This window comes from Mesorhizobium sp. WSM4906 (assembly GCF_029674625.1).
In the GTDB taxonomy this organism is placed as follows: Bacteria; Pseudomonadota; Alphaproteobacteria; order Rhizobiales; family Rhizobiaceae; genus Mesorhizobium.
In genome coordinates this window covers 4,206,935-4,231,571 of sequence record NZ_CP121355.1, presented here as the reverse complement: position 1 = coordinate 4,231,571, position 24,637 = coordinate 4,206,935, and the positions used below count along the sequence as shown (strand labels likewise).

Here is a 24,637-nt window from a genome sequence, read left to right as displayed (position 1 = left end):
ATCATGCCGGGCGGACCGCATACGGATGCTTCGGGCGCCGCCAAAGGCAGCGCAACAGGGCGAAGCGTCTAGATCGTGATCGCTTTGCCTTTCTCCGGCAGCGCCACCTTGACGCCGGATCCTTCCATGCCGGCCACGAATTTGTCGGCGGTCTGGTCGATGATCGGGAACGTGCCGAAATGGCAGGGGACGACCGTGTCGAAGCTGAAAAAGCGGCGGCAGGCAAGGGCCGCCACGGCGCCGCCCATGGTGAAGCGGTCGCCTATGGGCACGATGCCGATCTTCGGCTCATGCAACTCGTTGATCAGCCCCATGTCGGAGAAGATGTCGGTGTCGCCCATGTGATAGAGCGTCTTCTCCTCCGGGAAATGCAGCACCAGCCCGCCCGGATTGCCGAGATAGGTGTTGGTGCCGCCCTGCCCGCCGAAGGAGGAGGAGTGCAGCGCCTGGACGAAGGTGGTGGTGAAGGGACCGCAATCGACGGTGCCGCCGATATTGCCGGGGTTGATCTTCTTGTCGCTGACGCCCTGGCCGACGAGATACATGCAGACCTCGAAATTGGCGACCAGCATGGCGCCACTCTTGTTCAGCACCTCGATCGAACCGCTGACATGGTCGTTGTGGCCATGGGTGAGGAGAACATGCGTCACACCTTCTGCCGGGCCTTCCCAGCCGCCCGTCCACGAAGGATTGCCGACCAGATAGGGGTCGATGAGGATGGTGGCGTCCTTTGTCTCGATGCGGAATGCCGAATGGCCATACCAGGTGAGTTTCATGAATGCGTTCCTCGATTTTCCCGTTATCAAAGGATAGAACGCCGGCGGCAAATTGAAAGTCCAGCGGCCTGTCAAAAAGCCGCGCAGCGAAAGATCATGGAGGGCTGTTGAGCATCATCGGCATCGAGGAATTGCCGGCAAGGCTCGTGGGCGGCCGCACGCTCGCCGGCCTCGATCTCGGCGACAAGACGATCGGCCTGGCGGTGTCGGACCGCGGCCTGTCCTTTGCCCATCCGCGCCCGGTCATCCTGCGCAAGAAGTTCTCGATCGATGCCGCCCAGTTGCTGGCCCAGCTCGAGAAGGACAATGTCGGGGCGATCGTGCTCGGCCTTCCCGTCAACATGGACGGATCGGAAGGGCCGCGCGCGCAAAAGTCCCGCGCTTTCGCGCGCAACATGGCGCCCCTGTCCGACCTGCCCTTTGTGTTGTGGGACGAACGGCTTTCGACAGTCGCCGCGGAGCGGACGCTGATCGAGATGGATTTTTCGCGCAAGAAGCGCGCCGGCAAGATCGATTCGGCCGCGGCGGCCTTTATTCTGCAGGGAGCGTTGGACCGGCTTCAGTCGCTCCGCCGAGCCTCTCAGGACTGACCGGGCCTTCACGGCGCTGCCTGATCCATTCGAAGATCTGGCGCCGGCGCCGGAAAGCCACCAGTCCGGCCAGCAGGAAACTGTCGAACACGCAGGCCCGCGCGACCATGCCCGGGATGATCGCCGGATCGATGCCCAGCATCTGGCCGTAGAGTTGGAAGACCAGGTCATGCAATTGGCGGCTGAGCATCACATAGCCGAAATTGATGTCGTTGAGCGACAGGAAGAACCAGCCCCAGAACAGGACCAACGGAGCCGCCCAGAATGCGAACAGCGCGCGCATCAGCGGCGGCCTCCGGGTCTGGTTTCCGGTCGTGCGGAGATGCGGGAAAGCAGGGAGCTGTGCGCGGCGCCAGCCGCCATGCGATGGGCGGCCAGGCGGGCGTCGCTGTCATGCGAGGCCATAGCGGCTGCAAGGGTCGAGCGTCGCTCAGCGAGCACCGCGACATAGGAGGCAAGCAGAGCCGTCATTTGAATGGCGACCACCATGAACAGGCCGTTGATCCCTTGCGCGGCGCCACCGACGAGGATGATCGAAAGCAGGAAAGAGGCGCCGATGAAGGCGATCCGCACCACCGCATCGCCGGTATCCGGCCTCGCCGCAATGTTGAGCAGCGTCTCGACGAAAGCCCAGCAGAACAGCAGCGCGACGATCAGCAGCGCGATCGAAAGCGGCGCCACGACGACGGCGTGTTCGAGCCCCGGGAAACGGCTGCTTTGCACCGACACGCCAAGCACGCCGAGCGCCGACGCAATGCCGCGGTCGCCATCCATGCAGATGTAGGCCAGCAGGGCGAAAACGACCGCCCAGTGCAATGCCAGAAATGATGTCAAGACGTGCCGCATGCGCTTCCTGCCTGGCGGAGCACGGGATGTTCATGGTTAACACTTCCCTACTCCGGTGGACAGAGTGGGCTTTGCAAAGGCTCCCGGCAACGGAAACCATTTGTTAAGGTTAATGGCTATCCACAGCCCGGATGGGACCGCGTTTCGGGCTTGTTCAGGTCAGCGGCGGATAAAGCGTGTCGATGATCATGCGCGCGTCATGGCGCGAATCGAGCATGCCGTAGGTGGTGCGCCATTGGCCGCCGAGCCGCGTCTCGACGAAGGCGTCGGCAATCCGCCCTGCTCCCAGCCGGCGCAATTCCGCAGCTGCGGCCGACAGCGCGAGCTGCTCGGTGAGCAGGCGCGCCGAGCCCTGGTCGGTCGAAGCCACCTGCATTGCCGCCTTGAGCACGCCTATGGTGCCGCGGCCGCCTGTGCCGAGATCGCGATCGATGCCGGCCAGCACTTCCTCGAACAGGCCGGGCGCGCGCCCGAGCACGCGCAGCACGTCGAGCGCCATGACATTGCCGGACCCTTCCCAGATCGCGTTGACCGGGGCCTCGCGATAGTAGCGGGCGAGCGGCGCTTCCTCGACATAGCCGTTGCCGCCCAGGCACTCCATCGCCTCGTAAAGCAGTGCCGGCGCGATCTTGCAGACCCAGTATTTGACCACCGGCGTCATGGCGCGGGCAAAAGCCGCCTCGCCGCGATCGCTCGCGGCCTCGTCGAAGGAGCGCGCCAGCCGAAACGACAGCGCCGTCGCGGCGGCGACGTCGAGCGCCATGTCGGCCAGCACCCGCTGCATCAGCGGCTGGTCGATCAGATTGGTGCCGAACACTTGGCGATGGCGGGTGTGGTGAACGGCTTCCGCCAGCCCTGCCCGCATGACCGCAGAAGACGCGACCGCACAATCGAGCCGGGTCAGCGTGACCATGTCCATGATCGTCTTTATGCCGGCGCCCGGTTCTCCGACCATCTCGCCGATAGCGTTGACGAATTCCACTTCCGACGAGGCGTTGGAGCGGTTGCCGAGCTTGTCCTTCAGGCGCTGGAAGCGAAAACCATTGCCGGAACCATCGCCCAGAATGCGTGGAACGAGGAAGCAGGACAGGCCTTCCGGTGCCTGGGCAAGCGCCAGGAAGGCGTCGGACATCGGCGCCGACATGAACCATTTATGGCCGGTGAGCCGATAGAAGCCGTTTCCCGCGCGCTCGGCTTTTGTGATGTTGGCCCGCACGTCGGTGCCGCCCTGCTTCTCGGTCATGCCCATGCCGAGCGTCAGTCCGGTCTTTTGCACCGGCGGCTTCTGGCTCTGGTCGTATTTGCGCGTCGTCACGCGCGGCGCCCACTCGCGGAACAGTTTTGGGCTTGCCATCAGCGCCGCCAGCGAAGCGCTGGTCATGGTGATGGGGCAAAGATGCCCGGTCTCGAGCTCCGCGGTCAGGTAGAAGCGCGCCGCCCTCACCTGGTGCCGGCGCCCTATCTCGGCATCGCCGTTTTCCCAGACCGAGGAATGCAGGCCGCCGGCGATGGAACGACGCATCAAAGCGTGATAGGCCGGATGGAATTCGACCAGATCGATGCGCCGGCCCTGGCGGTCATGCGTCTTGAGTTTCGGCGTGTCGGTGTTGGCGAGGCGGGCAAGCTCCTGCGCCTCCTGCGTCATGACGAACCGGCCGAGAGCGTCGAGGTCCTTGCGCACCGGATCGGAAAAACGCTCGGCAAGCTGGATGAGCAACGGATCGCCCCGCCATGCATTGCCGCCCGTCAATGGCGGCGGCTGGTTGATCACCTCGTCGGTCACGCCCAATCCTTCAGTTGGCAGAGAGGTCCTTACCATCTCAAGGCCGCGGTCGCGAATCCGAAGCCACCGGGCCTTATAGCCCAAGCAATGCAAGGCGCGCGACGAAAATACCGGGGAGAACGCCCGCAATCCAAAGCTGGCGCTTGCGGCTGGCCGGGCCGCACCCTATAGCAGCGCCTTGAGATGACCGACGCTTCGTCCCTGCCGCTTTTTCCTCACCGCCATCTTCTGGGCATCCGCGATCTTTCTCCCGCCGATATCGAGCTGCTGCTCGATCGCGCCGACCAGGCGGTGGCGATCTCGCGACAACCGGAAAAGAAGACCTCGACCCTGCGCGGCCGCACCCAGATCAACCTCTTCTACGAGGCCTCGACCCGCACGCAGTCGTCCTTCGAGCTCGCGGGAAAAAGGCTTGGCGCCGACGTCATGAACATGTCGGTGGCGAGCTCTTCGGTGAAGAAGGGCGAGACACTGATCGATACGGCGATGACGCTCAACGCCATGCGGCCGGACATCCTGATCATTCGGCACCAGTCGGCGGGTGCTGCAGCGCTTCTGGCGCAAAAAGTCGGCTGCTCGGTGGTCAATGCCGGCGATGGCGCGCATGAACATCCGACGCAGGCGCTGCTCGACGCGCTGACGATTCGCCGCGCCAAGGGACCGCTGTCGAAGCTGATCGTGGCGATTTGCGGCGACATCCTGCATTCGCGCGTCGCCCGCTCCAACATCATGCTCTTGAACGCGCTCGGCGCGCAGGTGCGGGTCGTAGCGCCCTCGACGCTGCTGCCGGCGGGCATCGAGCGGATGGGCGTGATCGTGTCGCGCTCGATGGCCGAAGGGCTGAAGGACGCCGACGTGGTGATGATGCTGCGCCTGCAGCGCGAGCGCATGGAAGGCGCCTTCGTGCCCTCGACCCGCGAATATTTCCGCTATTTCGGCCTCGACGCCGAAAAGCTCAAAGCGGCCAAGGAGGATGCGCTGGTCATGCATCCAGGACCGATGAACAGAGGCGTCGAGATCGCCTCGGAGATCGCCGATGGACCGCAGAGCGTCATCCAGGAACAGGTCGAGATGGGTGTCGCCGTTCGCATGGCGGTGATGGAAGCGCTGCTCGATCCCCGCCGCAACTATGAGAGCCGCAACCATGAGGGGCGCGGCGCATGAGCGTGACGGTCTTCAGCAAGGCGTATATCGTCGATCCCTCGCGCGGCGTCGATGAGATCGGCACCGTCGTCGTCGATGGCCGCAAGATCGCGGCCGCCGGCAAGGCGGCGCTGAACCAGGGCGCGCCCGAAGGCGCCGTTGTCATCGACTGCGCCGGCAGGACGATCATTCCTGGCCTTGTCGATGCGCGCGTCTTCATCGGCGAACCCGGCGGCGAGCATCGCGAGACGATTGCCTCGGCAAGTGTCGCGGCGGCCGCCGGTGGCGTCACCTCGGTCGTCATGATGCCCGACACCAATCCGGTGATCGACAATGTGGCGCTGGTCGAGTTCGTGCTGCGCACGGCAAGGGATACGGCAAGCGTCAACATCTTCCCGGCAGCGGCGATCACCAAGGGCCTCGAAGGCCGCGAGATGACCGAGTTCGGCCTGCTGCGCGAAGCCGGCGCCGTCGCCTTCACCGACGGCCGCCACACGATCCCCAGCGCGCTGGTGATGCGCCGGGCGCTGACCTATGCGCGCGATTTCGGCGGCGTGATCGCGCATGAGACGCAGGATGCCGAGCTCGCCTCGTCGGGCGTGATGAACGAAGGCCTCTATGCGAGCTGGCTCGGCCTTTCCGGCATTCCGCGCGAGGCAGAACTCATCCCGCTGGAGCGCGACCTGGCCCTGGCGCGGCTGACGGGCGGCGCCTATCACGCCGCCAAGATCTCGACGGCGATGGCGGCTGGAGCCGTGCGCCGGGCAAAGGCGGACGGTGCCGATGTCACGGCCGGCGTCGCCATCCACAATCTGTCGCTCAACGAGAACGACGTCGGCGAATACCGCACCTTCTTCCGACTGACCCCGCCATTGCGCGCCGAGGACGATCGCCTGGCGATGATCGAGGCGATCAAGGACGGCACCATCGACATCATCGTCTCCTCGCACGATCCGCAGGATGTCGACACCAAGCGCCTGCCCTTTGCCGATGCCGCCGCCGGCGCGATCGGGCTGGAGACGCTGCTTGGCGCCGCACTTCGCCTCTACCACAACGGCGACGTGCCGCTGCTGCGGCTGGTCGAGACGCTTTCGACCGCACCCGCAAAGCTGTTCGGCCTGCCGGGCGGGACGCTGAAGCCGGGTGCTGCGGCCGACCTCGCGGTCCTCGATCTCGACGAGCCCTGGATCGTCAGTGAAGGCGGCCTGCGCTCGCGCTCCAAGAACACCTGCTTCGAGGGCGCGCGCCTGCAGGGCAAGGTCTTGCAAACCATGGTGGCGGGCCGCACAGTGTTTTCGGCCTGAGCGTTCGGTCGACAGCGCCGGAAGCACGGTTCGACTGACAAAAATAAGCGGGGGAACAATGGGTTACGGGCTCGCACTGATCTTCGGCTACCTGCTCGGCTCGATCCCGTTTGGGCTCTTGATCACCCGCGCGGCCGGTCTCGGCGACGTGCGCCGGATCGGCTCCGGCAATATCGGCGCGACCAATGTGCTGCGCACCGGCAACAAGGGCCTTGCCGCCGCCACGCTGCTGCTTGATGCGCTGAAGGGCACCGCGGCGGTGCTCATTGCCGGCCGCTTCGCGCCGGAGCTGGCGCTCGCGGCCGGTTTCGGCGCCTTCCTCGGACATCTCTTTCCGGTCTGGCTCGGCTTCAAGGGCGGCAAGGGCGTCGCCACCTATCTCGGTGTGCTGCTCGGTCTTGCCTGGCAGGGCATGCTCGTCTTCGCCGTCGTCTGGCTCGCCATGGCGTTCCTGTTCCGCTACTCCTCCCTGGCCGCGCTGGCGGCCGCCGTGGTCGTGCCGATCGCGCTTTACTTCATAAGCACGCCCCAGATTGCCGGCCTGTTCGCGGTGATGAGCCTGATCGTCTTCATCAAGCATCGCGCCAACATCTCGCGGCTCCTCGCCGGCACCGAGGGCAAGATCGGGGCGAAGGGATGAGCGCGCCCGCCGCCGGCCCGCGCCTCAGCGACCGGCAGCGGCTGAGCTGGCTTCGCCTGATCCGCACGCCGAATGTCGGCCCCGCATCCTTCCGTGAATTGATCAACCGCTTCGGCTCGGCCGAGGCCGCGCTCGAAATGCTGCCAGAGCTGATGATTTCGGGCGGTGCTAACCGTATCGTCCGCATTCCGGCGGCCACTGAAGCCGAAGCGGAGCTGGAAGCGGCCCGGCGCGCCGGCGCTCGCTTCGTCGGCATCGGCGAGGCCGACTACCCGTCCATGCTGAAGACCATGGACAACCCGCCGCCGCTGCTGGCGATGAAGGGCGAAGGCGCGGTGTTCCGTCTGCCGGCGGTGGCGATCGTCGGCGCCCGCAACGCCTCGCTCGCCGGCATCAAGATGGCGCGCATGCTGGCGGCGGATCTCGGCCGCGACGGTTACGCCATCGTGTCGGGCTTGGCGCGCGGCATCGACACTGCAGCGCATCAGGGCAGTCTCTCGACCGGCACCGTCGGCGTGCTCGCCGGCGGGCTCGATTTGCCCTACCCGCCCGAAAATGCCGGCTTGTGCGAAGACATAGCCGAGCGCGGCGGCGCCATCGTTTCGGAAATGCCGTTCGGCTGGCAGCCGCGCGCGCAGGATTTTCCGCGCCGCAATCGCATCGTCGCCGGCATGGCGCTCGGGCTGGTCGTGGTCGAAGCCGCACAGCGCTCCGGCTCGCTGATCAGCGCCCGCCTCGCCAACGAGATGGGCCGGCTGGTTTTCGCAGTGCCGGGCTCGCCGCTCGACCCGCGCGCCGCCGGCAGCAACGCCCTGCTCAAGGACGGCGCCACGCTCGTCACCGAGGCAGCCGACATTCTCGGCGCGCTGGCGCCTCTTGCCGGAGTTCGCGTATCCCGGCCGGCCCCGCTCGCCGAGGCGCCCGACCTGTCGGCAATGCCGCCGCCCGGCGAGAACGACCGCGCCGACGTGCTGGAAGCGCTCGGGCCCACGCCGGTCGGGGTGGACGAGATCATCCGCCACACGGGGCTCAGCGCGACGCAGATCGCCATGGTGCTGCTGGAGCTCGACCTTGCCGGCCGGCTCGAACGCCATCCCGGCGGGAATGTATCGCTGGTTCTCGGACGTTCCTGAATCGCTCCAGAGCAATTCCAGGAAAAGTGTGTAACGGTTTTCCGTCCGGAATTGCGTAAAGACAAATAGCTAGAGCAGTTCAGCGTTTTCGTGAAACGATGAACTGCTCTACCGGAACAGATACTTGGATACTTCCGGATTGCCGCGGCGCCACATCACATTGTCCAGGAAATAGTGGTGCACGTTGATGAAGATCAGGACGATGAAGAAGAACAGCGAGGAGCCGAGGACTTGCTGGTCGTAGGGGATCAACGCAGTCAGCGCGAATGGGATCAGCCAAAAACCGAGATATCCCAGCGCCCCGCCCCCGACGATAAACCCCAGCACCCGCAGCCTGTAGAGCGGCCCGACAAGGGAGAGTATCTTCGGTTCCGGATTTCTTGCGGCATCCGCGACGTCGCGCTCGACATTGGTCTGGTATCGCCAGACCACGGCCAGATATTGCAGCGAATGGAGCGCCGGCACCACCAGCAGCCAGAGCGGGTTAATTCTGGCAATCAGGATCCACAGATAGAGCGACGCGGCATAGGCCACGATGCCGTTATACGGCAGCCCGCGGCCGTTTTTTCGCCAGCGGTTGACCAGCATCAGGACCGTGGCCGCCGTGGACGCGACGGCCGCCAAAAGGGCGACGTTGGCGATCCATGAAGGAGCGGCGAATGTGTAATATTGCAGGCCGTAGTAGTTCCCTTGGGTGACTGCAGTGTTCGTCTGCAGCCACGCCAGGATCCACACGGCATAGCTGTTGACCAGCAGCACCTTTTTGTCGCGGTCGTCGAAGAACTTGCGCTTGAGCACGGCGTCCACCATCAGCATGCCGTAGCCTTGCTTGACGTAATGCCAGCCCACGAAGAAGAACATCGCATTGGCCGCGTAGCCGAGCAGCCGGGTATTCTCCGTTGCCGCGCCATAAGCAAAGAACGCGCCCATGATCACGGGGACGACGATGCCCGCGAAAATATAGCGAAGCTGCAGGCTCCTGTCGTAGCCGTTCCCGCTCACCTTGCGACCGAAATTACGGTAGAAAATCTGGTACGAGTGAGCGAAGTGGGGATAGTTCACAAGATAGGCCACGACGACCATCGTTGCGGCGACCAGGCCTTCGTATTCGAGCGGCACCAGGAACAGGATTGGCAGGATCAGAAACGCGCTGCCTCCGAGCATGAGGAAGTCGGCGACGGGGCCGAAGAGATATTTGCCAGGCGTCGCCACTTTGGCGGCTGAAGCATCTACCGAAAGGTCAAGTGCCATCTTGGAGCCTCCCTCGGGAAAGCCGACTTTAGCCATCACCCGGTTTGGCGACAAGGTTGGGCTCCTTCTGCGCTTGCCGATCAAGCCTTCATCGCTATCAGAACGGAAAAGACCAAAATTGCTGTTAGGGTCAGCGCCCATATCACCGCATTGCGAGAAAGGCGCCACCTGTGGCCTCGCGCTGCACGCCTGCGCCACTGTTCAGAACGAGCGTCGTAACGCCACTTGTCCAAGCCCTTTCTCCGACAGGCTCCGATCCTGAGACTCTACGCTTCACTGCTTCAGCGTAGCTGTGTGCGTTTCGGCGCCTGCAGATCGCGCCCCATCTTTGCCGCCTGAAAGATCGTCAGCAAAACCAGGATCGGCTCGCCGTCGGTCGGATTGATCGTCAGCGCTACGCGACCGAGCTCGTCGCTCATGGCGCAGGTCCAGTCCTTGACGGCGATCACCTTTTTCTCGGGCATTTTGCCCTCCCTCGGGCACCCCTTCGAGCCTGGCTGCAGCTAACCGACGCTACCCTTCAGTTTGCATGATCCAGCAATCTGGTAGCGGGGGCTTCACGACGGTGCTCGGAATTGGCGCGATCGATTCCATCGACCGTAATGGCGAACATCCCGTTTTCGATCCTTGCAATCCAGCCCTTTGCCTTCAGGTACCAGAGATGAAATTCCAGATGCTCACGCGGGCAGCCTGACAAGCGTTCGAGTTCTTCATCGCCGATGCCGGGATTGTTCACGTCCTGTCGCCGCTTTACGTAAAGAAGCGACAGCAGTTTGGCCTGGATGACGATGTCGCGCTCCAGCCCTTTGGCGTTGCTGGCTTCCTCGGTCAGCTCGCGGCGAAGGCTCAAATGGTCCCTATACTGGACGTCGTATTGAGCGCGCTTGACCGGATCCTTGAGCGTGTTGTGCGCCTCGACGATTTCGCTGAAGCGCGATTCATCGCCGGTTTCCCGGTTGTCGGGATGATAGCGCATTGCAAAATAACGAAATATCCGTTCAATCGTTTCCGAATTCGCGTTCGGGCTGATTTCCAGAAGTTCGTAATAGTCGATGAACATAGTGGTGCTTCCACAGAATCGGCATCGCGAACACCACACCCCGACGACAGCATCGCGCAACCGTTCTGCCCACGCAAGCCGGCTTCCCCGCGTCTGCCGGCCCGGCACATTCATCTCCAGCCATGGGCGGGAGCTTGGGGTACATCAGTCGGCCATCACCGGCTGCCGAAGGCGATCGACTTGCCGGCGACGATGCTGGCGGGCTGGAGGAGGAGCCTCGCTACGAGGATGCAAGTGATCATGCGGCGCTCCTCGGTTCGGTATGGATGCTAGTTAGATCAAAAGCCCGGCTTGCTTTGGGGTTGGACTGAGGTTCGCAAGCCGGGCTGTACGCCGACTGATGGGCGGGGGGCTTGGGGTTATCAGCCAGCGCGCTGCAAAATGCCTGAGTTGCCGGCAGGCCCACAATCGGCTGAGGTCCATCCTTCCAACGGCATTGGTCCGAATAAACGACAGATATAGCCCCTTATTCCGTTGGGGCAGCGGCCAATACCCTGGTGGGAAGCAAAAAATGCGACGGCGGAATCGAGTGCCTGGGGACACTAGTCAGCGGCGCCGCAAAACCCGCGCGATCTCTGACAAACCATTGAATTTCTTGGCAAAATCTTGGTGAGCGCGATGGGATTCGAACCCATGACCTACTGATTAAAAGTCAGTTGCTCTACCGGCTGAGCTACGCGCTCCCGTGGGCTGGAAACGCCGCCCTCGAAATTGCGCGGAACATAGGGAGAGTACATCGGCCGGTCAACCGGAAAAAGATCGCCCGCAAGTCTTGCTTTTTCGCGACATCAGGGTCCGTCCGAACCCTGTTGCACGCAAGGCCGAAGGGGGGACGCTTCGGGTCGTGCGCTTCGTCTTGAACGGAATCGCGATCTGCGCTTAAGTTATTGTTTTCACGCATGTCTTACGCTCAGACCGACTGCGCGCATCGGGCGTGCTCGTTGAACGCGACCAGGCGTCTGGCGGAACTATCGCACCGCCCGACCGTTGCCTCCGCAAGGGACGACAACCACCCTCGAGGAGAAGACCATGAACAAGATTTCATCGGGTCTGCTGGCAACCGCGCTATCGGTTTCGTTCGCCGCGGCGGAGGTCGTGCCGGTCAATGCCCAGCCGAATTATGTGCCGCAAGGACAGGACCTCTCGAATGTCCAGACGGTACAGTACCAGGACTGGAGAAAGCGCCGTAGTTTCAATCGCTCCCAAAGCGGCATGTATGAGCGCAATGGCGCCGTGTACTGGAACGGCCATCGCGGCTACCGCGAATATCATCGCGGCTATCGCCGTCACGGCGATTTCTGGTTCCCGCTTGCCGCATTCGCTACCGGCGCGCTGATCACCGGCGCGATCGTCAACAGCCAGAACCGCTATGCGGATGCGCATGTACAGTGGTGCTACGATCACTACAGAAGCTATCGCGCCTCGGACAATACATACCTGTCCAGCTACGGCAGGCGCGAGTGTCGCTCGCCCTACTGACGGTACCCCCGGAGTCGTTGACCGAGCCCGCTTCGCAAGGCGCGGGCTCTTCTCGATGGGTCAGTGCGTGCTCAGCGTGCGCCTCACCGCATCGCGCCAACCTGCCAGCTTCGCCGAGCGGCTGGCGGCGTCCATGTCCGGCTTGAAACGGCGGTCGAGCGCCCAGGTCTTGGCGAACTCCCTCGCCTTCGGCCACACGCCGGCTTTCGATCCGGCAAGCCAGGCGGCGCCCAGCGCGGTCGTCTCCAGGATCGTCGGGCGGTCGACCGGCGCGTCGAGGATGTCGGCCAGCCGCTGCATGGTCCAGTCGGACGCCACCATGCCGCCGTCGACCCGAAGCACGGTCTTGGCGGAAGCGCCTTTCCAGTCCTTGCGCATGGCGTCGAGCAGGTCGCGCGTCTGGAAGGCGACGGACTCCAACGCTGCCCGGGCAAATTCCGCGGGACCCGAATTGCGGGTCAGTCCAAAAATGGCGCCGCGCGCGTCCGCGTCCCAGTGCGGCGCGCCGAGGCCGACGAAGGCCGGTACCAGATAGACCTGCTGCGCCGGGTCGGCCGCCGCCGCCAGAGCGCCGCTCTGCTCGGCCTTGCCGATCACCTTGATGCCGTCGCGCAGCCATTGCACGGCCGCACCCGCGATGAAGATCGAGCCCTCCAGCGCGTAGGTGGTCTTGCCGTTCAGCCGGTAGGCGATGGTGGTCAAGAGCCGGTTCTTGGAGCGCACCAGATCGGCACCGGTGTTGAGCAGCGCGAAACAGCCGGTGCCGTAGGTGGACTTCATCATGCCGGGCTCGAAACAGGCCTGGCCGATGGTCGCCGCATGCTGGTCGCCGGCGACGCCGAGGATCTTCATCTCGGCGCCGAAGAGGCCCTTCCGGGTGACGCCGAAATCGTCGGCACAGTCCTTCACCTGCGGCAGGATCGTGGCCGGTATTTTCAGGATGGCCAGCAGTTCGCCGTCCCAGGCGTTCTTCTCGATGTTGTAGATCAGCGTGCGCGAGGCGTTGGTGGCGTCGGTGGCGTGCACTTTGCCGCCGGTCAGCCGCCAGACGAGAAAACTGTCGATGGTGCCTGCGAGCAGCTCGCCCTTCTCGGCGCGCTTCCTTGCGCCCTTCACCTTGTCCAGCATCCAGGCGATCTTGGTGCCGGAAAAATAGGGATCGAGCAGCAGCCCGGTCTTCTTCGTGAATGTCTTCTCCAGCCCTTGGCTACGGAGCTTCTGGCAGAGCGGTGCAGTGCGACGGTCCTGCCACACGATCGCATTGTGGATCGGCTTGCCGGTCGCCTTGTCCCAGATGACGACCGTCTCGCGCTGGTTGGTGATGCCGATGGCGGCGACATCCGACGCCGTGCGGCCGGCGGCTTTCAGCGCCGCCTTCACCGTCGCGACCACGCTTGACCAGATGTCTTCCGGGTCATGCTCGACCCAGCCGGAAGCCGGATAATGCTGCGTGAATTCCTGCTGGCCGACGCCTGCCACCTTCATCTTTTCGTCGAACAGGATCGCCCTGGTCGAGGTCGTCCCCTGATCGATGGCCAGCACAAAACCGCTCATTCCATATCCCTCCGCTTCTCATGCAACAGGGGAGACGGCAAAGCCGCCTCCCCTGCATTTCCTAGCATGGGCGAGCCCGCCCACGTCATGCCGTTACTTCTGCCAGCTCTTCACCAGCTCGTCGTAGTTGACGGTGACAGGCTTGTCCTTCTCGTTCTCGACCTTGAGCTGCGGCGCAAGGTTGCCCTTCGAGACAGCGTCCTTGTTCCAGTAGTCGAGGTCGTGCTCCTCGGCCATCTTTGGGCCGATGTCGCCCTGCACGCCCGCCTTTTCGAGACGTTCGAGCACCTTCTCCTGGTCGGCGCAGAGCGAGTCCATCGCTTCCTGCGGACTCTTGGCGCCGGAAGAAGCATCGCCGATGTTCTGCCACCAGAGCTGCGCCAGCTTCGGATAATCCGGAACATTGGTGCCGGTCGGGGTCCACTGCACGCGTGCCGGCGAGCGGTAGAACTCGACGAGGCCGCCGAGTTTCGGCGCCCGTTCGGTGAAGCTCTTGTCGTGGATGGTGGAGTCGCGGATGAAGGTGAGGCCGACATGGCTCTTCTTCACGTCGACCGTCTTCGACACTACGAACTGCGCATAGAGCCAGGCGGCCTTGGCGCGGTCGGTCGGCGTCGACTTCATCAGCGTCCAGGAACCCGCGTCCTGATAGCCGAGCTTCATGCCGTCCTTCCAGTAGACGCCGTGCGGCGACGGCGCGACGCGCCATTTCGGCGTGCCGTCCTCGTTCACCACCGGCAGGCCGGGTTTGGCCATGTCGGCGGTGAAGGCGGTGTACCAGAAGATCTGCTGGGCGATCGTGCCCTGCGAGGGCACCGGACCGGATTCGGAGAAGGTCATGCCCTGCGCTTCCGGCGGCGCATAGGCCTTCAGCCAGTCGAGATATTTCTGGATGGCGTAGACCGAAGCCGGGCCATTGGTGTCGCCGCCGCGGGCGACGCAGGAGCCGACGGGACGCGAATTCTCGTCGACCTTGATGCCCCACTCGTCGACCGGCTTGCCGTTCGGAATGCCCTTGTCGCCATTGCCGGCCATGGACAGCCAAGCGTCGGTGAAGCGCCAGCCCAGAGACGGGTCCTTCTTGCCGTAGTCCATATGACCGAAGACCTTCTTGCCGTCGATCTCGCGGCCGGTGAAGAAGGCGGCAATATCCTCATAGGCCGACCAGTTGACCGGAACGCCGAGGTCGTAGCCGTACTTGGCCTTGAAGTCCGCCTTGTTTTTCTCGTCGTTGAACCAGTCGTAGCGGAACCAGTAGAGGTTCGCGAACTGCTGGTCGGGAAGCTGGTAGAGCTTGCCGTCCGGCGCGGTGGTGAACGACTTGCCGATGAAGTCGTCGACGTCGAGCATCGGGTCGGTGACGTCCTTGCCGTCGCCCGCCATCCAGTCGGAGAGATTGCGCACCTGCTGATAGCGCCAGTGCGTGCCGATCAGGTCGGAGTCGTTGACCCAGCCGTCATAGAGATTCTGGCCGGTCTGCATCTGGGTCTGGATCTTCTCGACGACATCGCCTTCCTGGATGGTGTCGTGCGTGACCTTGATGCCGGTGATGGCGGAGAAGGCCGGCGCCAGCACCTGCGATTCATAGGAATGCGTGGCGATGGTTTCCGACACGACCTTGATCTCCATGCCGGCAAACGGCTTGGCTGCGTCGATGAACCACTGCATTTCCTTTTCCTGGTCGGCGCGCGAAAGCGTCGACAAGGGGCCTATCTCTTTGTCCAGAAAGGCTTTTGCCTCGTCCATTCCGGCGTAGGCGTGGCCCGCGCCGAGCAATAGAACAAGGGCGGTCGTTGATGTTAGAAATTGCCGTCGCATGTGTCTCCTCCAGTCTTAAGTTTCAAGTGCGATCTGGAGCGGCCGCCACCACGCGGCCGCTCCAACTATTTCCCCCTCTATACGTATCGGAATACGCCAATCGCGTAGACCACGGAGAGAGCGAGAGCCCACCACAGGTTGGGCCCAACCAGACCCAGCCAAGCGAGATGGATAAAGGCGCTGCCGAGCAGCGAAACGAAGAGGCGGTCGCCGCGCGTCGTCTCGAAGCGCAGCACGCCGACGCGCGGATTGCCGCCGGGCGAGACATATTCCCACACGCCCATGCCGAAGAGCATCAGCACGATGACGACGAAGAAGGCGGCCGTCGGCCAGGTCCATGCCATCCAGGAGAAGTCGAGATTCATGGATCACACCCTCCCCAGGGCGAAGCCCTTGGCGATATAGTTGCGGACGAACCAGATGACCAAAGCGCCGGGGATCAGCGTCAGCACGCCGGCGGCGGCGAGCAGGCCCCAGTCCATGCCCGCGGCCGAGACGGTGCGGGTCATGGTGGCGGCGATCGGCTTGGCGTCGGTCGTCGTCAGCGTGCGGGCGATCAAGAGTTCCACCCACGAGAACATGAAGCAGAAGAAGCAGGCGACGCCGATGCCGCTCGCGATCAGCGGCATGAAGATCTTCACGAAGAAGCGCGGGAAGGAATAGCCGTCGATATAGGCGGTCTCGTCGATCTCCTTCGGCACGCCGGACATGAAGCCTTCGAGGATCCACACCGCCAGCGGCACGTTGAACAGACAGTGCGCCAGCGCCACCGCGATATGCGTGTCGATCAGGCCGAAGGCCGAGTAGAGCTGGAAGAACGGCAGCGCGAACACCGCCGGCGGCGCCATGCGGTTGGTGAGCAGCCAGAAGAACAGGTGCTTGTCGCCGAGGAAACGGTAGCGCGAGAAGGCGTAGGCCGCGGGCAATGCGACCGCCACCGAGATCACCATGTTCATCACCACATAGGTGATCGAATTGATGTAGCCGGAATACCAGGACGGATCGGTGAAGATGATCTTGTAGTTGCGCAGCGTCGGCTCGTGCGGAAAGAGCGTCAGCGAGGACACGATCTCCTGGTTGGTCTTGAAGCTCATGTTGATGAGCCAGTAGATCGGCAGCAGAAGCAGGACGATGTAGATCGTCGGCACGATCCACCACCAGCGCGACTCCTCGCCGCGACGGCGCATGAGCTTCGCCACCTCGTCCTGCGACAGCGTGCTGCCTACTTCGGTGATCACCGTTTCGCTCACGCGTGTCGTCTCGTTGGCACTCGCCATCTCAGCGCTCCGCGTCGTAGTTGGTCATCACGGTGTAGAACACCCATGACAACAACAGGATGATCAGGAAGTAGACCAGCGACATGGCGGCCGCCGGACCGAGATCGAACTGTCCGAGCGCCGTCTTGACCAGATCGATCGACAGGAAGGTCGTCGAATTGCCCGGACCGCCGCCGGTGACGACGAAGGGCTCGGTGTAGATCATGAAACTGTCCATGAAGCGCAACAGCACGGCGATCAGCAGCACGCGCTGCATCTTCGGCAGCTGGATGTAGCGGAACACCGCCCAGCGCGACGCGCCGTCGATCTTGGCCGCCTGGTAGAAGGCGTCGGGGATCGAGACCAGGCCGGCATAGCAGAGCAGCACTACCAGGCTCGTCCAGTGCCAGACGTCCATGACGATGACCGTGACCCAGGCATCGATCGGATTCTGCACATAGTTGTAATTGATGCCGAGCCTGTTGACGTAGTAGCCGAGCAGGCCGATGTCGTTGCGGCCGAAGACCTGCCAGATCGTGCCGACGACGTTCCACGGAATGAGCAGCGGCAACGCCATCAGCACCAGGCAGACCGGCACGCCCCAGCCCTTCTTCGGCATGTTGAGCGCGATGAAGACGCCGAGCGGCACTTCGATCGCCAGGATGATGAAGGAGAAGATCAGGTTGCGCACCATCGCTTCCCAGAAGCGGTTGGAATGCAGCAGCTCTTCGAACCACTCGGTGCCGGCCCAGAAGAAGACGTTGTTGCCGAACGTGTCCTGCACCGAATAGTTGACGACGGTCATCAGCGGGATGACGGCCGAGAACGCCACCAGCACCAGCACCGGCAGGACAAGGAACCAGGCCTTGTTGTTCCAGGTCTTGTCCATCTATGCCCCCATCTCGACACGCCAGGAATCGGCGTAGATGTTGATGCCGGCAGGCTCGAAGCGAACTTTTGGTTCGGCCGGCACCTCGTCGTCCTCGCCGATGACGGCGGCGATCTCCTTGCCCTCGAGACTGGCGCGCACCACCTTGTGGCGGCCGACATCCTCGACCTTGCTGACCGACACCGCCATGCCTTCACGGCCGAGCCGCACATATTCCGGACGGATGCCGAGCTCGACGGGGCCGGCTTCGGCCTTGGGAACGCCCGGCAGCTCGATGCGCTGCGCGCCGAGCATCGCCGTCTTGCCCTCGATCGCAACCGGCAGAACATTCATCCCCGGCGAACCGATGAAATAGCCGACGAAGGTGTGGCGCGGCCGCTCGAACAGTTCGGCCGGCGTGCCGATCTGCACGATCTCGCCGTCATACATGACCACGACGCGGTCGGCGAAGGTGAGCGCTTCGGTCTGGTCGTGCGTGACATAGACCATGGTGTAGCCGAAGCGGCGGTGCAGTTGCTTGAGCTGCGAGCGCAGCACCCATTTCATATGCGGGTCGATGACGGTGAGCGGCTCGTCGAACAGGATGGCGTTGACGTCCGAGCGCACCAGGCCGCGGCCGAGCGAGATCTTCTGCTTCTGGTCGGCGGTCAGCTTGCGCGCCTTCCGGTTCGCCATCGAAGCGAGATCGATCATGTCGAGCGTCTCGCGCACCTTGCGGTCGACATCGGCCTCAGGCACGCGGCGGTTGCGCAATGGGAAGGCCAGATTGTCGTAGACGGTCATGGTGTCGTAGATGACCGGGAACTGGAACACCTGGGCGATGTTGCGCTCCTGCGTCGACAGACGGGTCACGTCCCTGCCGTTGAACAAAAGCTGGCCGTGCGAGGGATGAAGCAGCCCCGAAATGATGTTGAGCAAGGTGGTCTTCCCGCAGCCCGAGGGCCCGAGCAGCGCGTAGGCGCCGCCGTCCTCGAAGGTGTGGTGCACCTCCTTCAGCGCGAAATCCGAATCTTTCTTCGGATTGGGCAGGTAGGAGTGGCGGATATGGTTGACCTCGATGCGCGCCATCGCTTCCTCCTCAGGCCGCCAGCTTCGACGCAGTCACGGCGCGGCCGTTCTGGTCGAACACCATGATGTGGCGCGGATCGATGAACACCTCGACCTCGTCGTCGGTCTCGAAATCGAGAATGCCATGCGCAAGCATGACCCAGCGCGCATCGGCGAAGTCGAGATGCACGAAGCTTTCCGAGCCGGTGATCTCGGTGATGGTCACCTTTGCCCGCACCGGCACGGCGCCGGCACTGGGGCGCTCGAGCGACAAATGGTGCGGTTGGAAGCCGATCGTGTAGCTGGCATCCGGAATGCCGAGCAATTCCGGCGGGACCGGCAGCTTGACGCCGCCTTCGAGCAGGAAATCGGATCCCTTCTTGGCGAGCACGATGGTGTTGAGCGGCGGATCGGCGAAGGTTCGTGCCGTCACCAGGTCGACCGGCTTGCGGAACACTTCCACGGTCGGCCCGAATTGCGTGACCCGCCCTTCCGAGAGAGTCGCCGTGTTGCCGCCGAGCAAAAGCGCCTCGTGCGGCTCGGTGGTCGCGTAAACGAAGATGGTGCCGGCGGCGGCAAAGATCTTCGGCAGCTCGGCCCGCAGTTCCTCGCGCAGCTTGTAGTCGAGATTGGCGAGCGGTTCGTCCAGCAGCACCAGGCTGGCGTTCTTGACAATGGCGCGGGCAAGCGCCGTGCGCTGCTGCTGGCCGCCCGACAGGCTGAGCGGCGTGCGGTCGAGATAGGGCGTGAGCTTCAGGAGCGCGGCGGCGTTGCGCACCTCCTTGTCGATCCTGGCGTGATCGACGCCGGCGACCCGAAGCGGCGAGGCGATGTTCTCGTAGACGGTCATCGCCGGATAGTTGATGAACTGCTGGTAGACCATGGCGACGTTGCGCTTCTGCACCGGCTGTCCGGTGACGTCCTTGCCGTCGAACCAGACCGAGCCGGAGGTCGGCGCGTCGAGCCCGGCCGTCAGCCGCATCAGGCTGGTCTTGCCGGAAAGCGTCGGCCCGAGCAGGACGTTCAGCGAGCCGTGCTGAAGCGTCAGCGACACGTCGCGGATATGCTCCTGCGCACCGACCGTCTTCGTCACGTTCCTCAATTCCAGCATCACGCCTCCTCCCAGGCCTTGCGCGCTATTGGGCGGTCATTATTCGGCCGCCGCGACGTGGCGTCGGCTCAGTCCACGCATGAATTCTTCCAAGGCCGCTGTCTGCTCGCGGCTGAAATGCAGGCCGCGCTTGGTCCTGCGCCACAGCACGTCCTCGGCGGTGACGGCCCATTCGTTCTCGACGAGGTAGCGCAGCTCGGCCTCGTAAACGTCGGCGCCGAAATTGCGGCCGAGATCGGCATTCGACTTGGCCAGCCCGAGCAGCTTCTCGGCGCGCGTACCGTACAGCCGGGTGAGCCTGCGCGCCAGCCGCTGGTCGAGGAACGGATAGGCATTCTTCAACCTGGCAACCTGCGCGTCGAAACCGGTCGCCGGGAAATCGCCGCCCGGCAGCGGCGCATTGGCGGTCCATGGCTTGCCGCGCTTGCCGAGAAAACCTTCGATCTTCTCCAGCATCGATTCAGCCAGCCGGCGGAACGTCGTGATCTTGCCGCCGAATGAATTGAGCAAGGGGGCTGCGCCCTCCCCGCCTTCGGCCTTCAGCACATAGTCGCGCGTCGCTTCCTGCGCCTTCGAGGCGCCGTCGTCATAGAGAGGGCGCACGGCGGAATAGGTCCAGACGATATCCGAGCGCTTGACGGGTTGCGCGAAATATTCGCTCGCCGCGGCGCAGAGATAGTCGATCTCGGCATCGCTGATCTTCACGTCATGCGGATCGCCGGGATAGTCGCGGTCGGTAGTGCCGATCAGCGTGAACTCTTCCTCGTAGGGAATGGCGAAGATGATGCGCCCGTCCTTGTTCTGGAAGAAGTAGGCGCGCGGATCGTCGAACTTCTTCTTGATGACGATGTGGCTGCCCTGCACCAGGCGAACATTGTGCACGTCGTTCTGCCCGACCGCCTTTGCCAGCACCTGATCGACCCAGGGTCCCGCGGCATTGACGAGAAGGCGGGCCCGAACTTCCTCGGTCTCGCCGGTCAGCACGTTCTGGATCTTGATCGTCCACAGCGCGCCGTCGCGGCGCGCGCTGACCACTTTGGTGCGGGTGCGGATGACGGCGCCGCGGTCGGCCGCGTCGCGGGCATTGAGCGCTACCAGGCGGGCATCGTTGACCCAGCCGTCCGAATATTCGAACGCCTTGCGGAAGAGCGGCTTAAGTGGTTTGCCGGCCGGGTCGCTGGCCATGTCCAGCGTCTTCGTCGCCGGCAGCAGCTTGCGCCCGCCGATATGGTCGTAGAGGAACAGGCCGAGCCGGATCAGCCAGGCCGGGCGCAAGCCCTTGGCATAAGGCAGCACGAAGCGCATCGGCCAGATGATGTGCGGCGCGTTCTTCCAGAGAACCTCGCGCTCCATCAGCGCTTCACGCACCAGGCGGAATTCATAGAATTCGAGATAGCGCAGGCCGCCATGGATCAGCTTGGTCGAGCCGGAGGACGTCCCGCTGGCAAGATCGTTCATCTCGGCCAGGAAAACCGAAAATCCACGGCCGACGGCATCACGGGCGATGCCGCAGCCGTTGATGCCGCCACCTATGACGAAAATGTCATGGATCGGGGATGCGCTCACAGGGTTCCTCCACGATTTCGCATTGCACCATTTTTGTGTTTCGCGAAACCGTGACGGGATTATTTCGAACTCAATACGAATGTCAAACGAAATATCACAGATGTGTGAGATGCCCGCGAAGCGACCTTATCCGAGCGCCGTCTCGATCAAACGAACCTCCGTCTCCTCGCAGATCCTGCGCACCGAAGGGATATCGCACCGGTCGGTGATGAAGGTGTTGACCTGCGACAGATGGCCGATGCGAACCGGCGCCGTGCGCTCGAATTTGGTCTGGTCGGAGACGAGAATCACGTGACGCGCATTGGCGATGATGGCTTGCGCCACTTTCACCTCGCGAAAATCGAAGTCGAGCAAGGCGCCGTCGTGGTCGATGGCCGAGGCGCCGATGACGGCGTAATCCACTTTGAACTGACGAATGAAATCGACGGCGGCCTCACCGACGACGCCGCCGTCCGAGCCGCGCACCACGCCGCCGGCGATCACCACCTCGATCGAAGGGTAGATGCGCATCCTATTGGCAACATTGATATTATTGGTGATGACCATAAGCCCGTTATGGTCGAGCAGCGCCTTGCTGACGGCTTCAGTGGTAGTGCCGATATTGATGAACAGCGAGGCGTTGTCGGGGATCAGCCTGGCTGCGGCGCGACCGATCGCCTCCTTCTCCTCGGCCGCAATCTTGCGCCGCGCCTCATATTCCATGTTCTCGATGCCGGACGGAAACAACGCGCCGCCATGGACGCGTGTCAGCAAACGCTGGTCGCAGAGGTCGTTGAGGTCCTTGCGGATGGTCTGCGGCGTCACGTTGAAATGTGTCGCCAGGTCTTCGACCAGAACGCGGCCGTGGTCCTTCGCCATCTGTATGATCTCGGCATGGCGTGGCGAAAGAAACATCCGGCGTCCTCCGTTTTCGTTTTTCTGGTCTATATCGGAAAACGAAAGCGATGAATAGGTATAAGCCGGCTAACGAAATTCACTTGATCGCAAACGCAAACCGGTTCGCAACCCATTTTGCCGCCTCAGACAAGACGACGCGCGACCTCGGTGACCACATCGAAGGCCGCGTCAATATCGGCAGCCGTGGTCTCGAACTGCCCCGCCTGGAAACGGATCGCCACTCGTCCGTCCACGCGGGTCTGCGTCAGATAGATGCGGCCGTCCGTGTTGATGGCATCGACAAGCCGCAGATTGTGCTCGTCCGGGTCGGCGTCCGCCGGGGCGCGATGCCGGAACGAAAACAGCGACAGCATCGGCTCGGTGACGAGCTCGAAGTCGTCCTCCATGGCAAGTCGCCCGGCGAGGCCTTCGCTCCAGGCGACGTGATTGCGGATCATCCTGCGCAGGCCTTCCAGCCCATGGGCGCGCAGCAGGAACCAGAGCTTCAGCGCCCGGAAACGGCGGCCGAGCGGTACCGACCATTCCGAATAGTTGATGATGCCGTCGTGGCCGCGGGTCTTGAGATAGTCCGGCTTGATCGCCAGCGTGCGCACGAGGTCTTCCGGTTGGCGGACAAACTGGATCGAGCAGTCGAACTGCGCGCCCAGCCATTTATGCGGATTGAAGACAATCGAATCGGCGCCCTCGACGCCAGCCCAGAAATGCCGGTATTCCGGGCAGATCATGGCCGATCCTGCCCACGCTGCGTCGACATGAAGGTAAAGCCCATGCCGCTTCGCGATAGCGGCAACAGCGGCGATGTCGTCGGTGCCGCCGGTGCTGGTGCCGCCGACACATGCGATGATGCCGGCGGGTAGCAGGCCAGCCTCGCGATCGGCAATGATCGCTGCCTCCAGCGCCGCCGCGTCCATCGCGCGGAAACGGCCGGCTACCGGGATGCGAACGAGGTTCTCCTCGCCGATGCCCGAAACCCAGACCGCGCGGTCGATCGACGTGTGGACCTGGTCGGAAGAATAGACGCACAGCTTCGCCTGTCCTGCGAGCCCCTTTTTGTTGCCCTGCCAGTCCAGCGCCCGCTCGCGCATGGTGAGCACCGCGGCAAGCGTCGCCGATGAGGCGGAATCCTGGATGACGCCGGAGAACCCTTCGGGCAGCCCGAGCGCCTGCCGCATCCAGTCGACGATGCGCATCTCGAGCTCGGTAGCAGCCGGCGAGGTCTGCCACAGCATGCACTGCGCCGCCATCGCCGAGACCAGATATTCCGCCACGACCGAAACCGGCGCCGCGTTGGCCGGAAAATAGGCGAAGAAGCGCGGATGCTGCCAATGCGTCATGCCCGGCACGATCTTCGCTTCGAAATCGGCGAAGATCTTTTCCATCGGCTCTGCCGTTTCAGGCGGCGAGGCCTCGATACTCCTGAAGATCTCGCCCGGACCTATCGCAGGCCGCACCGGCCGCTCGCGCAGACTCGCGCGGTAGTCCGCGCCCCAGTCGGCCGCGCGTCTCGACCATGCCTTGAATTCATCGTTGTTCATACAGCCTCTCGCCGGATCGACCAGTCATAGCCGGCGATAGCGCCGGCCCATCAGCAATTTGATTAACGTGTTAAATATAATCGATCAACCGCCGCCTGAACGGAAAAAGGCGACCTACCCCGGAAAGTCCGGCAAGCTGGCGAAAGCCGTCTTAAGCGCGTTCGACCAGCCCTCGGAAATAGCGCGATAATACTGGTCGTCCTGGCCGAACCGTTTCTTGAGACCGACCTTGAGCGCGTCCTTCTCCAGGAAGAGCAGATCGAGGGGCAAGCCGACAGACAGATTCGACTTCAGCGTTGAGTCGAAGGAAACCAGAAGCAGCTTCACCGTCTCGGCCAGGCTCATCGCGCGGTCGTAGGCGCGAATGATGATCGGCTTGCCGTATTTGGTCTCGCCGATCTGGAAGAACGGCGTGTCGTCGGTCGACTCGATGAAATTGCCCTCGGGATAGATCATGAACAGCCTTGGCGGACTGCCTTTGATCTGACCGCCGAGGATGAAGGAGGCGTTGAAATAGGAATCGGCCTGGTCGCCGGTTGGCGACGATTGCGCGATCACCTCTTTCACAGTTTCGCCGACCAGCCGCACGGTCTGGTACATGGACGGCGTTTCGAGCAGCTTCTCGTGGCGGTCGCCGACCGCCTTGTTGCGCTCGTCGAGCAGGCTGACGACGGCCTGGGTCGTGGCAAGATTGCCCGCCGACATCAGCACGATGACGCGCTCGCCGGGCTCTTCCCAGACATGCATCTTCTTGAAGGTCGAGATCGAATCCATGCCGGCATTGGTGCGCGTGTCCGACATGAACACGAGCCCGCGATCGATCTTGAGGCCGACGCAATAGGTCATGGTCGCTCTTCTAGAGCAATTCCAGGAAAAGTGTGAAACGGTTTTCCGTCCGGAATTGCGTCAAGACAAAGAGCCAGAGCAATTCCAGGAAAAGTGTGAAACGGTTTTCCGCG

24 protein-coding genes and 1 tRNA gene are annotated in these 24,637 nt (G+C 63.2%); 6 read left to right on the top strand and 19 right to left on the bottom strand.

Features of this window, described 5'->3' with window-relative positions:
• Positions 1–68 precede the first annotated feature (68 nt).
• Complete coding sequence (locus tag QAZ22_RS20210; RefSeq protein ID WP_278202519.1) at positions 69–776, bottom strand: metal-dependent hydrolase; 708 nt, start codon at positions 774–776, stop codon at positions 69–71.
• 107 nt (positions 777–883) lie between these two features.
• On the opposite strand from QAZ22_RS20210, the gene ruvX reads away from it, so the two are divergent.
• Positions 884–1,366, top strand: a complete 483-nt coding sequence (gene ruvX / locus QAZ22_RS20205; RefSeq protein ID WP_278202518.1) for a Holliday junction resolvase RuvX — start codon at positions 884–886, stop codon at positions 1,364–1,366.
• Here the strand turns inward: ruvX and QAZ22_RS20200 are convergent.
• The 3 genes from QAZ22_RS20200 to QAZ22_RS20190 form a co-directional block, all read right to left on the bottom strand.
• Positions 1,308–1,649 (bottom strand): DUF6105 family protein, encoded by a 342-nt coding sequence (locus QAZ22_RS20200; RefSeq protein ID WP_278202517.1) that lies wholly within the window; start codon positions 1,647–1,649, stop codon positions 1,308–1,310. The two genes, ruvX and QAZ22_RS20200, sit on opposite strands and share 59 nt — an antisense overlap.
• Positions 1,649–2,212: a hypothetical protein gene (locus QAZ22_RS20195; protein WP_278202516.1), complete on the bottom strand. Its 564-nt coding sequence runs from the start codon at positions 2,210–2,212 to the stop codon at positions 1,649–1,651. Before QAZ22_RS20195 ends, QAZ22_RS20200 begins: the two co-directional genes overlap by 1 nt.
• 154 nt (positions 2,213–2,366) lie before the next feature.
• Positions 2,367–3,995 carry a DNA alkylation response protein gene (locus QAZ22_RS20190; RefSeq protein ID WP_278202515.1) on the bottom strand — a complete coding sequence of 543 codons (1,629 nt, stop codon included), beginning with the start codon at positions 3,993–3,995 and terminating at the stop codon, positions 2,367–2,369.
• Positions 3,996–4,178: 183 nt separating this feature from the next.
• Here QAZ22_RS20190 and QAZ22_RS20185 point away from each other — a divergent pair, with 183 nt between their 5' ends.
• From QAZ22_RS20185 to dprA, 4 genes are read left to right on the top strand one after another with little or no spacing between them, the layout of a single operon-like run.
• Complete coding sequence (locus QAZ22_RS20185) at positions 4,179–5,159, top strand: aspartate carbamoyltransferase catalytic subunit (RefSeq protein WP_278202514.1); 981 nt, start codon at positions 4,179–4,181, stop codon at positions 5,157–5,159.
• On the top strand, positions 5,156–6,442 hold the full coding sequence (locus QAZ22_RS20180; RefSeq protein ID WP_278202512.1) for a dihydroorotase: 1,287 nt from the start codon (positions 5,156–5,158) through the stop codon (positions 6,440–6,442). The genes QAZ22_RS20185 and QAZ22_RS20180 overlap by 4 nt, the downstream gene beginning before the upstream one ends.
• Positions 6,443–6,500: 58 nt before the next feature.
• Positions 6,501–7,082 (top strand): glycerol-3-phosphate 1-O-acyltransferase PlsY, encoded by a 582-nt coding sequence (gene plsY, locus QAZ22_RS20175; RefSeq protein ID WP_278202510.1) that lies wholly within the window; start codon positions 6,501–6,503, stop codon positions 7,080–7,082.
• Positions 7,079–8,215 (top strand): DNA-processing protein DprA, encoded by a 1,137-nt coding sequence (gene dprA / locus QAZ22_RS20170; protein ID WP_278202509.1) that lies wholly within the window; start codon positions 7,079–7,081, stop codon positions 8,213–8,215. The genes plsY and dprA overlap by 4 nt, the downstream gene beginning before the upstream one ends.
• Positions 8,216–8,323: 108 nt before the next feature.
• Here the strand turns inward: dprA and QAZ22_RS20165 are convergent, their stop codons facing one another.
• The 4 genes from QAZ22_RS20165 to QAZ22_RS20150 form a co-directional block, all read right to left on the bottom strand.
• Positions 8,324–9,550 (bottom strand): hypothetical protein, encoded by a 1,227-nt coding sequence (locus QAZ22_RS20165; protein ID WP_278202507.1) that lies wholly within the window; start codon positions 9,548–9,550, stop codon positions 8,324–8,326.
• Between the two features lie 197 nt (positions 9,551–9,747).
• Complete coding sequence (locus QAZ22_RS20160) at positions 9,748–9,930, bottom strand: hypothetical protein (protein WP_278202506.1); 183 nt, start codon at positions 9,928–9,930, stop codon at positions 9,748–9,750.
• Between the two features lie 56 nt (positions 9,931–9,986).
• Positions 9,987–10,526, bottom strand: coding sequence for a DnaJ domain-containing protein (locus QAZ22_RS20155; protein ID WP_278202504.1), 540 nt, complete (start codon positions 10,524–10,526; stop codon positions 9,987–9,989).
• 607 nt (positions 10,527–11,133) lie between these two features.
• Positions 11,134–11,209 (bottom strand) — tRNA-Lys (locus QAZ22_RS20150).
• 346 nt (positions 11,210–11,555) lie between these two features.
• On the opposite strand from QAZ22_RS20150, the gene QAZ22_RS20145 reads away from it, so the two are divergent.
• A complete protein-coding gene (locus QAZ22_RS20145; RefSeq protein WP_278202502.1) occupies positions 11,556–12,005 on the top strand; it encodes a BA14K family protein in 450 nt (149 codons plus the stop codon).
• A gap of 60 nt (positions 12,006–12,065) precedes the next feature.
• Here QAZ22_RS20145 and glpK read toward each other — a convergent pair whose 3' ends face one another.
• The 11 genes from glpK to QAZ22_RS20090 all read right to left on the bottom strand — a co-directional run bounded on the left by glpK (position 12,066) and on the right by QAZ22_RS20090 (position 24,524).
• Complete coding sequence (gene glpK, locus QAZ22_RS20140; protein ID WP_278202500.1) at positions 12,066–13,559, bottom strand: glycerol kinase GlpK; 1,494 nt, start codon at positions 13,557–13,559, stop codon at positions 12,066–12,068.
• Between the two features lie 93 nt (positions 13,560–13,652).
• Positions 13,653–15,377, bottom strand: coding sequence for an ABC transporter substrate-binding protein (locus QAZ22_RS20135; protein WP_278202498.1), 1,725 nt, complete (start codon positions 15,375–15,377; stop codon positions 13,653–13,655).
• A 77-nt stretch (positions 15,378–15,454) separates the two neighbouring features.
• On the bottom strand, positions 15,455–15,742 hold the full coding sequence (locus QAZ22_RS20130) for a DUF2160 domain-containing protein (RefSeq protein WP_278202497.1): 288 nt from the start codon (positions 15,740–15,742) through the stop codon (positions 15,455–15,457).
• A 3-nt stretch (positions 15,743–15,745) separates the two neighbouring features.
• Positions 15,746–16,654: a carbohydrate ABC transporter permease gene (locus QAZ22_RS20125; protein ID WP_278202495.1), complete on the bottom strand. Its 909-nt coding sequence runs from the start codon at positions 16,652–16,654 to the stop codon at positions 15,746–15,748.
• 1 nt (position 16,655) lies between these two features.
• The gene (locus QAZ22_RS20120; protein WP_278202494.1) at positions 16,656–17,522 is read right to left on the bottom strand and encodes a sugar ABC transporter permease; all 867 of its coding nucleotides are present in this window, start codon (positions 17,520–17,522) and stop codon (positions 16,656–16,658) included.
• The gene (locus QAZ22_RS20115) at positions 17,523–18,590 is read right to left on the bottom strand and encodes an ABC transporter ATP-binding protein (protein WP_278202492.1); all 1,068 of its coding nucleotides are present in this window, start codon (positions 18,588–18,590) and stop codon (positions 17,523–17,525) included. It lies immediately after the preceding gene.
• Between the two features lie 10 nt (positions 18,591–18,600).
• Complete coding sequence (locus QAZ22_RS20110; protein WP_278202491.1) at positions 18,601–19,680, bottom strand: ABC transporter ATP-binding protein; 1,080 nt, start codon at positions 19,678–19,680, stop codon at positions 18,601–18,603.
• A gap of 39 nt (positions 19,681–19,719) precedes the next feature.
• A complete protein-coding gene (gene glpD, locus QAZ22_RS20105) occupies positions 19,720–21,246 on the bottom strand; it encodes a glycerol-3-phosphate dehydrogenase (RefSeq protein ID WP_278202489.1) in 1,527 nt (508 codons plus the stop codon).
• 126 nt (positions 21,247–21,372) lie between these two features.
• On the bottom strand, positions 21,373–22,140 hold the full coding sequence (locus tag QAZ22_RS20100) for a DeoR/GlpR family DNA-binding transcription regulator (protein WP_278074203.1): 768 nt from the start codon (positions 22,138–22,140) through the stop codon (positions 21,373–21,375).
• Positions 22,141–22,265: 125 nt separating this feature from the next.
• Complete coding sequence (locus tag QAZ22_RS20095) at positions 22,266–23,678, bottom strand: pyridoxal-dependent decarboxylase (protein WP_278202487.1); 1,413 nt, start codon at positions 23,676–23,678, stop codon at positions 22,266–22,268.
• A 114-nt stretch (positions 23,679–23,792) separates the two neighbouring features.
• Complete coding sequence (locus tag QAZ22_RS20090; protein WP_278202486.1) at positions 23,793–24,524, bottom strand: peptidase; 732 nt, start codon at positions 24,522–24,524, stop codon at positions 23,793–23,795.
• Between the last annotated feature and the right edge of the window lie 113 nt (positions 24,525–24,637).